This is a genomic window from Streptomyces sp. NPDC030245, assembly GCF_055572995.1.
The window spans coordinates 542478-556544 of record NZ_JBVICF010000002.1 but is presented as its reverse complement, the minus strand read 5'-3'; the positions used below and the strand labels follow the sequence as shown (position 1 = coordinate 556544).

Sequence of the window (14067 nt, the reverse complement as noted above, 5' to 3'; positions counted from 1 at the left end):
GAGAACCCTCATGCATGACGACCGCACCCTGGTCGAAGCCCGTCTCAAGCGCGTTCTGGACGAGCGCATCAGGCCCGCCGTGTATCCCGCGTCCGTACCGCTGGACGTCGCCGTGTGGCACGCGCCGGGTGAGCCGGTCGCGGTGGCCGAAGGGCTGGCCGCCGAGCCGTCGCCGACCGCGGTCGGCCAGAAGTGGGGCGCGCCCTGGGGGACCAGCTGGTTCCGGGTGACCGGGACCGTGCCGGAGGAGTGGGCGGGGAAGACCGTGGAGGCGATCCTCGACCTCGGCTTCGACGAGAACATGCCCGGCTTCCAGTGCGAGGGCCTCGTCTACCGCCCCGACGGCACCCCGGTGAAGGGCCTCAACCCGCGCAACCAGTGGGTGCGGATCGCCGCGCCCGCCGAGGGCGGCGAAGAGGTGCGGCTGCACATCGAGGCCGCCTCCAACCCCGTCATCCTGGACTACCACCCGTTCCTGCCCACTCAGTTGGGTGACAAGGAGACCGCGGGCAGCGAACCCCAGTACAAGCTGGAGCGCATGGACCTCGCCGTCTTCGACGAGACGGTGTGGCAGCTCGTCATCGACCTGGAGGTGCTGGGCGAGCTGATGCAGGAGCTGCCCGCGGACTCGGCGCGGCGATACGACATCGTCCGTGCGGTCGGCCGTGCGCTCGACGCCGTCGACCTCCAGGACGTCAACGGATCGGCCGCCGCCGCCCGCGCCGAGCTGGAGACGGTCCTCGCCACCCCCGCCGAGCCCTCCGCCCATCGCATCAGCGCCGTCGGCCACGCCCACATCGACTCCGCCTGGCTGTGGCCGCTGCGGGAGACGGTGCGCAAGGTGGCGCGTACGACGTCGAACATGACCGCGCTCATCGAGGACGAGCCCGACTTCGTCTTCGCCATGTCGCAGGCGCAGCAGTGGGCGTGGATCAAGGAGCACCGGCCCGAGGTGTGGGCGAAGGTCAAGAAGGCCGTGGCCGACGGCCGGTTCGTGCCCGCGGGCGGCATGTGGGTCGAGTCCGACACGAACATGCCCGGTTCGGAGGCGATGGCCCGTCAGTTCGTGCACGGCAAGCGGTTCTTCCTCGACGAGTTCGGCGTCGAGAACGACGAGGCGTGGCTGCCCGACACCTTCGGCTTCGCCGCCGGGCTCCCGCAGATCATCAAGGCGGCGGGCTCCAAGTGGCTGCTCACCCAGAAGATCTCCTGGTCGCAGACCAACCGCTTCCCGCACCACACCTTCAACTGGGAAGGCATCGACGGCACCCGCATCTTCACGCACTTCCCGCCCGTCGACACCTACAACTGCTCGATGAAGGGCAGCGAGATCGCCCACGCGGCGAAGAACTTCAAGGACAAGGGCGTCGCCCGGCACTCCCTGGCGCCCACCGGCTGGGGCGACGGAGGCGGCGGCACCACCCGCGAGATGATCGCGAAGGCCGCGCGGATGCGGGACCTGGAGGGCTCGGCGACCGTGCGGTGGGAGACGCCGCAGGAGTTCTTCGAAAAGGCCGAGGCCGAATACCCGAACGCCCCCGTCTGGGTCGGTGAGCTCTACCTCGAACTGCACCGCGCGACCCTCACCAGCCAGGCGGGCACCAAGCAGGGCAACCGCCGCAGCGAGCACCTGCTGCGCGAGGCGGAGCTGTGGGCCGCGACGGCCGCCGTCCGGTGCGCGGAATTCACCTACCCCTACGAGCAGTTGGACCGCATCTGGAAGACGGTGCTGCTCCACCAGTTCCACGACATCCTGCCCGGCTCGTCCATCGCCTGGGTGCACCGCGAGGCCCGCGCGACCTACGCCGCGCTCGCCCAGGAGCTGAACGGCATCATCGACGCGGCGCAGCGCGCACTCGCCGGTGACGGGACCGGCACACTCGTCTTCAACTCCACGCCCCACACCCGCGACGGCGTGCCCGCGGGCGGTGCCCGGGCCGCCGCACCCGACGGCGAGGCGGCGATCGCCCCGCGCGCGGAGGGCGGCTTCGTCCTCGACAACGGCCTGCTGCGGGTGGAGATCGACGGCCGCGGCCTGGTCGTCTCCGCGTACGACCTCGTGGCCGGCCGTGAGACCGTCCCGCCCGGACAGGCGGCGAACCTGCCGCAGCTCCACGCCGACTTCCCGAACATGTGGGACGCGTGGGACGTCGACGAGTTTTACCGCAACACCGTCAGCGACCTCACGGACGCCGACGAGGTCGTGCCCGGCGAGGGCGCGTCCGTCCGTGTCGTGCGCACCTTCGGCGCCTCGCGCCTCACACAGGTGCTGTCGCTCGCCCCCGGTGACCGGCGGCTCGACATCGACACCGAGGTCGACTGGCACGAGACGGAGAAGTTCCTCAAGCTCGCCTTCCCACTGGACATCCACGCGGAGCGGTACGCGTCGGAGACCCAGTTCGGCCACTTCTACCGCGCCACGCACACCAACACGAGCTGGGAGGCCGCCAAGTTCGAGGCGTGCAACCACCGCTTCGTGCACATCGAGGAGCCGGGCTGGGGCGTCGCCCTGGTCAACGACTCGACGTATGGCCACGATGTGACCCGCACGGTCCGCGCCGAGGACTCCGGCACGACCACGACGGTCCGCGTCTCGCTGCTGCGCGCCCCGCGCTTCCCCGACCCCGAGACGGACCAGGGCGTCCACCGCTTCCGGCACGCGCTGGTGCCGGGCGCGGGGATCGGCGACGCGGTGCGCGAGGGCTACCGCGTCAACCTGCCCGAGCGCAGGATCACCGGTGGCTCCGAGGTGGCGCCGCTGGTGACGGTCGACGACGACGCGGTGGTCGTCACCGCGGTCAAGCTCGCCGACGACGGCAGCGGTGACGTGGTCGTCCGCTTCCACGAGGCGCACGGCGGCCGGGCCCGCGCCACACTGACGGCGGGCTTCCCGGTCGGCTCGGTCACGGCGACCGACCTGCTGGAGCGACCGCTCGAAGGGGCGGCGGCGCCGGACCTCGCGGGGGACGCGGTGACGGTGCGGCTGCGGCCGTTCGAGTTGGTGACGCTGCGGTTCAGCCGGGCGTGACGGCCGGTTCCGTACGCGTGTGCGCCTGACGTGCCGACGGGCCGGGCGCCATCGCGTGGGTGAGTGCGCGACAACTCACCCACGCGGGGCGTCCGGTCCGGTTAGCGTGGCTCGGCATGGAACACCGGCGCAGCGCTCGGAGTGTGCAGATCCGTCTCGACGAGTCCGGGACCGGGGGCGGGGAGCGCGCCACCCTCGACCTCTACACATGGCTGCGGCAGACCGCCGATGTACGGGAGCACGCGGACATCGGCCTCCGTCCCGCGCGGCAGGACGGCGACGCCGGGACCATGGGCGCGGTCGACGTCATCGACGTGCTGCTGGGGCACGGTATCGCCGCCCTCAACCTGGCGGTGGCGTACGCCGCTTGGCGCGCCGCCCGCCCCTCCGCGCCCGCGGTGACGGTGACGACCGGGCGCGGCTCCGTGACGGTCCACGGCGGCTCCGACGAGGAGATCCGCCGCATCACGGCCGTCCTCCAGGACCTTCGGGACGAGGACCGGGACGAGGACCGGGACGAGGACGCCAGTGCCCGGGAGTGACGCACGGCGACCCACGAAGTCGGCGTTCCCCGACCCCGCCAGGACCCGCGCGGTGCTGATCGGTGTGTCCACGTACGAGAAGTTGCCGAACCTGCCCACGGTCGACAAGAACGTGAGCAAGTTGAAGGAACTGCTCATGGACGCCGATCTGTGGGGCCTGCCCGAGGAACACTGCATCGACCTGACCGGCGACAGGGTGGGCTCGGTCCCGCAGGTCATGCAGACCTTGCACACGGCCGCAGCGGAGGCCACGGACGCCTTCCTGGTGTACTTCGCCGGACACGGCCTCTCCCCGCTCAAGTTCGGTCTGCACCTGGCCCTGCCCAGCGGCGACCACGAACGGCTGTACAACGCCCTGGACTTCAACCACATCCGGCGCGTCCTGCTCGAGGTGTGCACCGCACGGCAGCGCCTCGTCGTCCTGGACTGCTGTTACGGCGGGCGGGCGCTCACGGATCACCTCGGTTCGCCCGACGAGGAGCTCGCCGACCTGGCGGGGATCAAGGGGACCTATCTGCTGGCTGCGGCGTCGGCGACGGTCCGGGCGCTGGCCCCGCGGGACGAGACCTACACGGCTTTCACGGGCGAGGTCATCGAGGCGCTCGACAGGGGTGTCCCGGACGGCCCCGACCTGATCGACACGGACTCCCTCTTCGTGCACGTCCGCCGTCGGCTGATCGCCAAGGGCCGCCCGGAACCCCAGCAGCGCGCGGACGACTTCGGCCACCGCATCGTCCTCGCCCACAACCGGTGGGACCGGGCGGTGAGCCCGGAAGCCGCCGCCTACGCGGACGCCCTGCGCGCCGCCGTGGGGCCCGCTCTCGGCACGGGGGCGGGGCTCGGCGAGGCCCTCGGTCTGCCCCCGGCACAGGTCAAGCGCTATCTCCGGGGCAGCCGCATCGCTCCCGAGGCGGTCCTCGACGCCGTCACGGACCTCGTCGGTGCCCGCGGCACGCCGCTGCCGCCGAAGGAGAGGGAACGGCTGCACGCGCTGCGACGCCTCGCCCAGCGCGCGAGCGAGGACGCGGCCACGCAACTGCTCTACTGGCGGGAGGAGTCGGACCGGCTCAGGGCCGAACTGGAGGAGCTCGCGGAGGAACTGAACGGATCCGCGCTCGTCGAGGAACGCGACAGCCTGCTGAACCGGCTCGCACAGGCCCAGCAGTACATCAAGGTCACCGACGGCGAGCTGGCGGAGGCGCTGGAGGACATCGGCCGGCTGCGGCACGAGGTCGATGTGCTGCGCCGACAGGCGCGCAGGCTGCTCGCTCCGGACTCCGCCGGGGAGAGGGAGGAGTCGACGGGGCACGAGTCGGCCGCCGTGGCGAAGGTGTCGGCCGTGGCGGGGCAGGAGGGGCGTGCCGAGGGCGACGAGAGGGCCGCCGCGCCCACCGCAGGGCCGGGCGTGTCCGTTGCGCCCACCGGCTCCAGCCGTGCGCCGGGCCCGCCTCCCACCGCGTCGGCGGTCGGCGGCTGCCTCTGCGCCGTGCTGGTCGTCGCGGTGGTGGGCTATCTGCTCATCGGCCTCGCCGTCAGCGGTGGCACCGTCGCTCTCGAACCGTCCGGCGGGCGACGGCCCACGGCAGCGGGCGACACGTACATCTGGGATGTGGCGGGCAGTGTGAGCAGCACTTTCACGGTGGACGGCGATGCCCCGGCAGACCGGCTCGAAGGCACGCTGCGCCTGGAGGCGGGAGGGGAGTGCGGGAGCAGGCCCGTCGAAGCCGCCTGGGAGATCACCCTCGACGGGCGTCCCTTCAAGAAGGGAACCATCGAGGTGCCCGAGCGGGGGACGGGCAAGGAGATCGCGACCGACTTCCCGCTGCGGTCCTCCGCGGAAAAGGTCACGATGCACGCCGACGCGACCGGCGCGGCCGGGACGTGCGACACGTTCGGGCTGGTGTGGGAGAGGCCGCGCCTGTCCAAGAGCTTCGATGTGTTCTATGCCTTCTGAGGATGTGTCCTATGCCTTCTGAGGGAGCGGCGGGCGCACGGGAACGGCAGGCCGCCGAAGACGGCGCGGTGGGGGGCTGCCTGATCGCCCTCTTCCTCGGGATCGTGTTCGTCGTCGTCGGCACGGTCTTCTGGGGCCGCGCGACGGACGACCTCCCTCTGACGTACGCCGGCCGGGGATCGACGCCCGTCTCCCGTACGGAGATCACCGGTGCGAAATTGTCCGTCACCAAGCGCTACCACACCTGGGACGTACGCCGACGTGCCGAGAGCGGCTTCCGTGTCGCGGGGCCGGGCCGCGACTCCGGGTTCGAGGGCGATGAACTGCACGGCGTCCTCAGCCTCGCCGTGCCCCGTGGCTGCGTGGACCGGCGCATCCGCTGGGAGGTCCGCGTCGACGGCGACCGGGCCGGTGGCGGCAGCTTCAGATGGCTGCGCTCGTACACGGTGCGGACGGACTTCGCCCTGCACCGCACGCCCGACGAGGTCGCGCTCACCATGTCCTGGGACGGCGGTGACGCGGCCTGCCCCTCCTTCAGCGCCGAGTGGAAGAACCCGCGGGTGGAACGGATGCCGATCGGCTAGGACGGCTATGACCTCTATGACGTCTATGGCGTGCGCAGCCACACGCGCAGGGGCCCGACCGGTGCGAAGCCGTGGCGGAGCGCGGCGGCCAGGTCGTCGCCGTGTTCGTAGCCGACGACCGGTACGCCGGGCCAGAGCCGGGCCGTGGCGTCCAGGCACGAGCGCCATGCGGTGTCCAGGTCCTCGTCGGCGGCGAAGAGGTTGGAGATGCCGATCACGGACGCGGCGGGATGTGCGACGGCGCCCGCCGTGACGCGGCCCCCGGCCGCGGCCGCCAGGAACACCGCTCCGTCGTCGAGCAGGGCGGGCCGGAACAGCCCTTCACCCGCCCCGTCACCGCTCCCCCCGACACCGCTTCCCCCGTCACCGCTCCACGCGGCCTCCCACGCGGACAGCCGGTCGACGCCCTCGACCGGCTCCCAGCCACCGCCGCGCGGTGCGGGTTCCGTCGCAGGACGGTGGATCCACCGCGCCTCGAACAGCACCTCGAAGCCGGCCGCGGAGAGGTCCAGCGTGCCGAAGCTGTCCTTCACCGAGGCGCCGGGCGACGCGACGTCGATGCGGGCGAGCACGTCGTCGGGCGTCGCGCCGGGGGAGAGTGTGACGGCGTCGGGGTACAGCGGGGGAGTGCGCCGAGGGCTGGCCCAGACGCCGCCCTCGACGGTGCCGGGCACGCCGTGGGACCGGCAGACGGCGTCGCACCAGGCGGCGTTGTTGCGTACGGCGGAAAGCAGGGCCGTCGTGTGCGGGGTGTCGCTCGGGTCGGTGATCACTGGGGGATGGTGTCAGGGCCGGCCCGATCGCGCCGCTGATTTGATTCACCCCTCCACCTGGCCCCGCAGCCACTCCTCCACCTCGCCCACGTGTGCCGCCGCCGCGGCCCGCGCCGCCTCCGGGTCCCGCGCCACGAGCGCCCGGTGGATGCGGGCGTGTTCGCGCCGGGTGCGTTCGAAGGCGCCCTCTTCCTGGTAGCCCCGCCACACCCGCGCGCGGAACGTACGCGAGGAGAGGCCCTCCAGTATCGCGGCCATCGTGTCGTTGCCCGCCGCGAAGGCGATCGTGCGGTGGAACGCGAGATCGTGGGCGAGGATCTCCTCCGGGTCGTCGGTGGCCTTCATGGCCTCCAAGTGCTTGGCCACGTCGGCCAGTTGGGTCTCCGTGATGCGGGCCGCCGCCAGCGCGGTCGCCGTGGACTCCAGGACCCGGCGCACCGCGAGGAGTTCGACCAGTTGCGGCCCGCGTGACAGGTCCGCCACCACGCCGAAGGTCTCCAGGAGGTCCCCGGCCTCCAACTGCGTGACGTAGATGCCGGAGCCGTGCCGTGCTTCGAGGACGCCGAGCACCGTCAGAGCGCGGATCGCCTCCCGCATCGAACTGCGCGATATGCCCAGCTGGGTGGCCAAGTCCCGCTCGGTGGGCAGGCGTTGGCCCGGTTCGAGCCGCCCCCCGCCGATCATCGCCTTGATCTGTTCGATGGCCCGCTGCGTCACGGTGCCCTTCTGCGGGGCGGACTGCTCCGGTCGGTCCACGTAACGCTCCTCTGCTGGCCGGGTCCGCCGCAGTCTAGTCAGAGATGTGGTCGGACCACTACGGCCGGAAAGTGCGAAAGGTCGACGACGGAGGGTGTTGTGGGCGGCAAGTGGTCTGATAAATATTCGCTCACGCTCGTTCCCAGCGATCCCGCTCGATGAGGAGCTGTCAGATGGCCGGCAGGAAGGTGCGCAACAGGCCCATCGCTCAAGGGGCTTCGCGGACGGTGGACAACGACTACGTCCCGAGGGTGGCGGAGGGGGGCCGCGCACAGGACTGACCCCGCACCGGCCCACCGCCCCCTGCCCGCGCGACACGCCCCTTCCGGAAAGGCCTCCTGTGTCCCCGACTCCCTCCCGCGTCACCGCGGTCGACACCTACGACATCCGGTTCCCGACCTCACGGGAGCTGGACGGGTCCGACGCGATGAACCCGGACCCCGACTACTCCGCCGCCTACGTGGTGCTCCGCACCGACGCCGGCGACGGCCTGGCGGGGCACGGCTTCACCTTCACCATCGGCCGCGGCAACGACGTCCAGGTCGCCGCGATCCGCTCCCTGCGCCACCACGTGGTCGGCCGCCCCGTCGACGAGCTCTGCGCCGACCCCGGCACGCTCAACCGCGCCCTCGTCGGCGACAGCCAGCTGCGCTGGCTCGGCCCCGAGAAGGGCGTGATGCACATGGCCGTCGGCGCCGTCGTCAACGCCGTCTGGGACCTGGCGGCCAAGCGGGCCCGCAAGCCGCTCTGGCAGCTGCTCGCCGACGCCACACCTGAATGGCTCGTCTCCCAGGTCGACTTCCGCTACATCGCCGACGCCCTTGCCCCGGAGGATGCCCTGGGGCTGCTGCGGTCCGGCCGCGCGGGGGCGGCGGGCCGGGCGGCCCGGCTCAAGGAGCACGGCTTCCCCGGCTACACCACGTCGCCCGGCTGGCTCGGCTACAGCGACGAGAAGCTCACCCGGCTCGCCCGGCAGGCCGTCGCCGACGGCTTCACCCAGATCAAGCTGAAGGTCGGCGCCGATCTCGCCGACGACATCCGCCGCTGCCGCACCGCCCGCGAGGCCATCGGCCCGGGCATCCGCATGGCCGTCGACGCCAACCAGCGCTGGAACGTCGACGAGGCCGTCCGGTGGACGCGCGCCCTCGCCGAGTTCGACCCCTACTGGGTCGAGGAGCCCACCAGCCCCGACGACGTCCTCGGCCACGCCGCGATCCGCACGGCCGTCGCCCCCGTCAAGGTCGCCACCGGCGAACACGTGCAGAACCGCATCGTCTTCAAACAGCTCCTCCAGGCCGGCGCCATCGACATCCTCCAGATGGACGCGGCACGGGTCGGCGGGGTCAACGAAAACCTCGCCATCCTCCTGCTCGCCGCCAAGTTCGGCGTCCCCGTCTGCCCGCACGCGGGCGGCGTCGGCCTCTGCGAGCTCGTCCAGCACCTGGCGATGTTCGACTACGTGGCGCTCGCCGGCACCACCGAGGACCGCGTCATCGAGTACGTCGACCACCTGCACGAACACTTCACCGACCCGGTGGTGATCCGCGCGGGCCACTACACGGCCCCGACGGCGCCGGGCTTCTCGGCGACCATGCGGGACGAGTCCGTCGCCGCGTTCACCTATCCGGACGGCACGTTCTGGGCCGCCGACCTCGCACGGGACGCCCCCGCGCACGACCACCTCGCACCGGGCAAGGGAGCAGCCGCATGACCGACTTCCAGGGGCTCAAGGCCCTGGTCACCGGCGGGGCGTCCGGCATCGGCCGGGCCACCGCCGCACTCCTCGCCGCGCGCGGGGCGGACGTCGCCGTCCTCGACCTCGACCCGAGCGGTGTGCGCGAGCCCCTTCGCGCGTACGCCGCCGACGTGAGCGACGACGCGTCCGTACGGGAGGCCGTCGCCTCGGCCGCGGCCGACCTCGGCGGACTCGACGTCCTGGTCAACAACGCGGGCATCGGCGCGCAGGGCACCGTCGAGGACAACGACGACGCGCAGTGGCACACCGTCCTGGACGTCAACGTCCTCGGGGTCGTCCGCACCAGCCGCGCCGCCCTGCCGCATCTGCGCGTCTCGACGAGCGCGGCGATCGTCAACACGTGCTCCATCGCGGCCACGGCCGGGCTCCCGCAACGCGCCCTGTACGCGGCGTCGAAGGGAGCGGTGCTCTCCCTCACCCTCGCCATGGCCGCCGACCACGTGCGCGAAGGGGTCCGCGTCAACTGCGTCAACCCCGGCACCGTCGACACCCCCTGGGTCGGCCGCTTGCTGGACGACGCCCCCGACCCGGCCGCCGAACGGGCCGCGCTGGCGGCGCGCCAGCCCACCGGACGCCTGGTAACGGCGGAGGAGGCGGCGGGCGCCATCGCCTACCTGGCGAGCCCCCTGTCCGGGGCCACCACCGGCACCGCCCTCGCTGTCGACGGCGGCATGCAGGGCTTGCGCCTTCGGCCGGCGAACCGGTGAGGGGGGTGGAGCCGGTGGGTGGCCGGGACGCGGGTGGCCCGGAACCGGCGCGTGGTCCGGCGTGGCGCGTTCTCGGGGGCAGTGGTGTCGAGGTGACCGAGCTGTCCTTCGGTGCCGCGGGCATCGGCAACCTCTACGCGCCGGTCAGCGACGAGCAGGCGGCCGCCGCCCTCGACCGCGCCTGGAACGCGGGCATCCGCTACTTCGACACCGCCCCGCACTACGGCCTCGGCCTGTCCGAGCGCAGGCTGGGCGAGGCGCTGCGTGGCCGGGACCGCTCCTCGTACGTCATCTCGACGAAGGTCGGCAGGATCCTCGCGCCGGCCGACGAGGTGACCGGCGACGACCTCGCCGACGGCGGCTTCGCGGTGCCGCGCACGCACCGCAGGGTCTGGGACTTCAGCGCGGACGGCGTGCGCCGTTCGATCGAGTCCAGCCTGACCCGCCTCGGCGTCGACCGCGTCGACGTCGTCTTCCTGCACGATCCCGACGACCACGCCGAAGAGGCCTTCCGCGAGGGCTACCCGGCGCTGGAGCGGCTCCGCGCCGAAGGCGTCGTCGGCGCGATCGGCGCGGGCATGAACCAGGCGGAGATGCTCACCCGCTTCGTCCGCGAGACCGACGTCGACGCCGTGCTCTGCGCCGGCCGCTACACGCTCCTCGACCAGCGGGCCCTCACCGGCCTGCTGCCCGCCGCGAGCGAGCGCGGCACCTCGGTCGTCATCGGCGGCGTCTTCAACTCCGGCCTGCTCGCCGACCCCAGGCCCGGAGCCCGGTTCGACTACACCGAGGCGCCGCCCCCACTGCTGGCGCGCGCCCAGGCCTTGCGGACGGTCGCCGAACGGCACGGCACCACGCTCCGGGCCGCCGCGCTCGCCTTCCCCACCGGCCACCCGGCCGTCGCCAGCGTGCTGGTCGGAGCCCGCGCCCCCGAGCAGGTCACCGACGCCGCCGAACAGTTCGCCGCCGAGGTGCCCGCCGGTTTCTGGCAGGAGGCGCGGGAGACCGGGCTGCTGCCGCCGGAGGTGCCGGTCCCCGGCGAGGCCCGGCGGGACGCCGGGGAAGACATACCGGGGGGCGTACGGGGAAGGGACCGGCTGTGAGAGTCGCCCTGCACACCAGAGTCCGCCCTGACCGCATCGACGCCTACGAGGCCGCGCACCGCGAGGTGCCCGCCGAACTCACCATCGCGATCCGTGCAGCGGGCGTCTCCTCCTGGACGATCTGGCGCAGCGGAGCCGACCTCTTCCATCTTCTGGAGTGCGAGGACTACGGCCGCATGCTCGCCGAGCTGGAGCGGCTGCCGGTCAACATCGCCTGGCAGGCCCGGATGGCCGAGCTCCTGGACGTGGCCCACGACTACTCCGCCGAGGGCGCCGACGCCGGGCTGCCCGTCGTGTGGGAGCTGCCGTGACGGGGGCCGGGCCGCTCCTCGTCGACGCCCACCACCACGTGTGGGACCTCTCCGTGCGCGACCAGGAGTGGATCACCGGTGACGCCCTCGCGCCGATCCGCAGAAACTTCACGCTGGCCGACCTCGCGCCCGAGGCCCGCGCGGCGGGCGTCGGCGCCACGGTGCTCGTCCAGACCGTGACCGTGCCGGACGAGACCCCGGAGCTGCTCGCCCTGGCGGCGGGCAGCGATCTCGTCGCGGGGGTCGTCGGGTGGACGGACCTCACTCGTCCGGACGTGGCGGACACGCTGGCCGCACTCCGTGAACTGCCGGGCGGGCAGCACCTGGTGGGCATCCGCCATCAGGTGCAGGGCGAGCCCGAGCCGGAGTGGCTGCTGCGGCCCGACGTGCGCAGGGGCCTGACGGCGGTCGCCGCGGCCGGTCTCGCCTACGACCTCGTCGTCCTGCCGCATCAGCTGCCCGCCTGCGCCAAGGCGGCCGCCGACCTGCCCGAACTCACCTTCGTCCTCGACCATTTGGGCAAGCCGCCCATCGTGTCGGGCGCCGTCGAACCCTGGGCGTCCGCGGTCCGGGCGCTCGCCGCGCGCCCCAACACGGTGTGCAAGCTCTCCGGCATGGTCACCGAGGCGGACCACGCGACGTGGACGGTGGACGACCTGCGGCCGTTCGCGGACACGGTCATCGGGGCGTTCGGGCCCCGGCGGCTGATGTTCGGCTCCGACTGGCCGGTCAGTACGCTCGCCGCCGAGTACGACGAAGTCCTTGACGCCGCACGTCTGTTGACGGACACGCTCGACACGGGCGAGCGCGCCGAGGTGTTCGGTGGCACGGCCCGGCGCGTCTACCGCTGCTGAGCGGGCGGGGCGAGCCGCGTCGGCGACAGGAACTCACGGACGTAAGTACGTTCCCAGCAGGCGCCCGTCTCGCGCAGCTCCCGCCAGGTCGTGTACCGGTAGCGGTAGAGCCGGGCGCGGACGTACGCGGGCGGGGCGTCGGGCGGGAACGGTGAGCTCCGCAGCAGCCGCAGGGTCTCCCGGTCGCCTTCCAGGAGGCGTTCCACGAGCGGGCCGAACCACGACCGCGCGTACGCGGGGGAGAGCGCGGCGAACCACATCATCCAGTCGAGCCGCAGGTGGTAGGGGGCGAACTGGCGCGGCCAGCGGCGCACGTCGCCGGGTTTCCCCTTGAACTCGTACGCCCGCCAGTCGCCGTCCTCGCGCGGCGCCTCGTCGGCCGTGCCCTCGATGACGACCTCCTGGCGGACGCGGCTGACGCTGCCGAACGCGCCGTACGCGTTGACGAGGTGCAGCGGGTCGAACGAGCGGTTCATGATCTGCCGCCGGGACAGCAGATTGCGCACCGGACGGTAGCTGAGCGCGAGGAGCAGCGCGGAGACGGCGGTCACCACCACCACGTACCAGAGGGGTGCCTCCGCGACGGCGGGTGCCGTGTACCAGGCGGACAGGTCGAGTGCGGACGCCGCGAGGACGACGGTGAGCCAGTTCAGCCAGGCGAAGTTGCCCGAGAGGATCAGCCACAGCTGGGTCACGATCATCAGGCAGGCCGCGCCCGTCGCCACCGGCTGCGGCGTGAACAGCAGGACCGGTACGGCCAGTTGGGTGACGTGGTTGGCCGCGACCTCCATCCGGTGCACGGGCTTCGGCAGATGGTGGAAGAACCAGCTCAGCGGGCCCGGCATCGGCTGCGTCTCGTGGTGGAAGTACAGACACGTGAGCTTGCGCCAGCACGCGTCGCCGCGCATCTTGATCAGCCCGGCGCCGAACTCCACGCGGAAGAGCACCCACCGCAGGAGAAGGAGTACGAGCACGGGCGGCGCCACCCGGTCGTTGCCGAGGAAGACCGCGAGGAAGCCCACCTCCAGGAGCAGCGACTCCCAGCCGAAGCCGTACCAGGTCTGGCCCACGTTCACGATGGAGAGGTACAGCGCCCAGGGCACCAGCCACAGCAGCATCGCGCCCCACAGCGGCAGGAACCCGTCCGCACCGGCCAGCAGGGCCACCGCGACCGCGCAGCCCGCCCAGGCGCAGAGCGCGAAGAAGCGGTCCGAGTAGTGGAGCTGGAAGAGGCTCGGGGCCCGCCGGAACGGCACCTGTGCGACGTGCCGCGGCACCGGCAGCATGCCGCGCTCGCCGATCAGCGCCCGGAACTGCCGGGCGGCCCCCAGGAAGGCGACGAGATACAGCGCGGCCAGGGCCCGCTGGAAGATCAGCCGGCTCAACCAGTACGCGTCCGCGGTGAACCACTCCACGTGCCCATTGTGCGGTCGGCCGGACACCGGCGCCTTCGACGGCCGGCGAGTCGAATCGGTCAGACGGCGGGTCGGAGAGCCATGCGGAACGGGCCAATCGTTCCCCGGCCCTGCCGTCGCTGCCGCCCCATTCGCCACGGCGGTCTTTTCATCCGGTCCGCAGCCGCCTTCCGGAAATTCGCCGAGTTCCGTCATCAGGCAAATACGCAAGAGTTTCCGAATGATATGGAGCGACTGCGTCCGATTACCGCGGATGTGGCGCATTCGTGACGGTAATGGCGTGG

At 72.3% G+C, this 14067-nt stretch carries 12 protein-coding genes; 9 read left to right on the top strand and 3 right to left on the bottom strand.

All coding sequences use genetic code 11. From position 1 onward, the window contains the following. Positions 1-10 precede the first annotated feature (10 nt). From ACZ4Z4_RS06960 to ACZ4Z4_RS06945, 4 genes are all read left to right on the top strand, one after another. Complete coding sequence (locus ACZ4Z4_RS06960) at positions 11-3028, top strand: alpha-mannosidase (protein ID WP_468323282.1); 3018 nt, start codon at positions 11-13, stop codon at positions 3026-3028. 116 nt (positions 3029-3144) lie between these two features. Continuing rightward, positions 3145-3570: an effector-associated constant component EACC1 gene (locus ACZ4Z4_RS06955; protein WP_468323279.1), complete on the top strand. Its 426-nt coding sequence runs from the start codon at positions 3145-3147 to the stop codon at positions 3568-3570. Between the two features lie 52 nt (positions 3571-3622). Then, positions 3623-5524 (top strand): caspase family protein, encoded by a 1902-nt coding sequence (locus tag ACZ4Z4_RS06950; protein WP_468323276.1) that lies wholly within the window; start codon positions 3623-3625, stop codon positions 5522-5524. An 11-nt stretch (positions 5525-5535) separates the two neighbouring features. Further along, positions 5536-6108 carry a hypothetical protein gene (locus ACZ4Z4_RS06945; RefSeq protein WP_468323272.1) on the top strand — a complete coding sequence of 191 codons (573 nt, stop codon included), beginning with the start codon at positions 5536-5538 and terminating at the stop codon, positions 6106-6108. 23 nt (positions 6109-6131) lie between these two features. Here ACZ4Z4_RS06945 and ACZ4Z4_RS06940 read toward each other — a convergent pair whose 3' ends face one another. Together ACZ4Z4_RS06940 and ACZ4Z4_RS06935 are read right to left on the bottom strand one after the other, a co-directional pair. After that, positions 6132-6881: a hypothetical protein gene (locus ACZ4Z4_RS06940; RefSeq protein ID WP_468323269.1), complete on the bottom strand. Its 750-nt coding sequence runs from the start codon at positions 6879-6881 to the stop codon at positions 6132-6134. A gap of 45 nt (positions 6882-6926) precedes the next feature. Then, entirely contained in the window at positions 6927-7637 is a 711-nt protein-coding gene (locus tag ACZ4Z4_RS06935; RefSeq protein ID WP_468323266.1) for a FadR/GntR family transcriptional regulator, read from the bottom strand. A gap of 340 nt (positions 7638-7977) precedes the next feature. On the opposite strand from ACZ4Z4_RS06935, the gene ACZ4Z4_RS06930 reads away from it, so the two are divergent. The 5 genes from ACZ4Z4_RS06930 (at position 7978) to ACZ4Z4_RS06910 (ending at position 12368) form a co-directional block, all read left to right on the top strand. Next, the gene (locus tag ACZ4Z4_RS06930) at positions 7978-9348 is read left to right on the top strand and encodes an enolase C-terminal domain-like protein (RefSeq protein ID WP_468323263.1); all 1371 of its coding nucleotides are present in this window, start codon (positions 7978-7980) and stop codon (positions 9346-9348) included. Next, complete coding sequence (locus ACZ4Z4_RS06925; RefSeq protein ID WP_468323260.1) at positions 9345-10100, top strand: SDR family NAD(P)-dependent oxidoreductase; 756 nt, start codon at positions 9345-9347, stop codon at positions 10098-10100. The genes ACZ4Z4_RS06930 and ACZ4Z4_RS06925 overlap by 4 nt, the downstream gene beginning before the upstream one ends. 92 nt (positions 10101-10192) lie before the next feature. After that, on the top strand, positions 10193-11203 hold the full coding sequence (locus ACZ4Z4_RS06920; RefSeq protein ID WP_468323256.1) for an aldo/keto reductase: 1011 nt from the start codon (positions 10193-10195) through the stop codon (positions 11201-11203). Then, the gene (locus ACZ4Z4_RS06915; protein WP_468323253.1) at positions 11200-11514 is read left to right on the top strand and encodes an L-rhamnose mutarotase; all 315 of its coding nucleotides are present in this window, start codon (positions 11200-11202) and stop codon (positions 11512-11514) included. Before ACZ4Z4_RS06920 ends, ACZ4Z4_RS06915 begins: the two co-directional genes overlap by 4 nt. Next, on the top strand, positions 11511-12368 hold the full coding sequence (locus ACZ4Z4_RS06910; protein WP_468323250.1) for an amidohydrolase family protein: 858 nt from the start codon (positions 11511-11513) through the stop codon (positions 12366-12368). Before ACZ4Z4_RS06915 ends, ACZ4Z4_RS06910 begins: the two co-directional genes overlap by 4 nt. Here the strand turns inward: ACZ4Z4_RS06910 and ACZ4Z4_RS06905 are convergent. After that, complete coding sequence (locus tag ACZ4Z4_RS06905) at positions 12356-13783, bottom strand: lipase maturation factor family protein (RefSeq protein ID WP_468323247.1); 1428 nt, start codon at positions 13781-13783, stop codon at positions 12356-12358. The genes ACZ4Z4_RS06910 and ACZ4Z4_RS06905 overlap by 13 nt on opposite strands. Positions 13784-14067 lie beyond the last annotated feature (284 nt).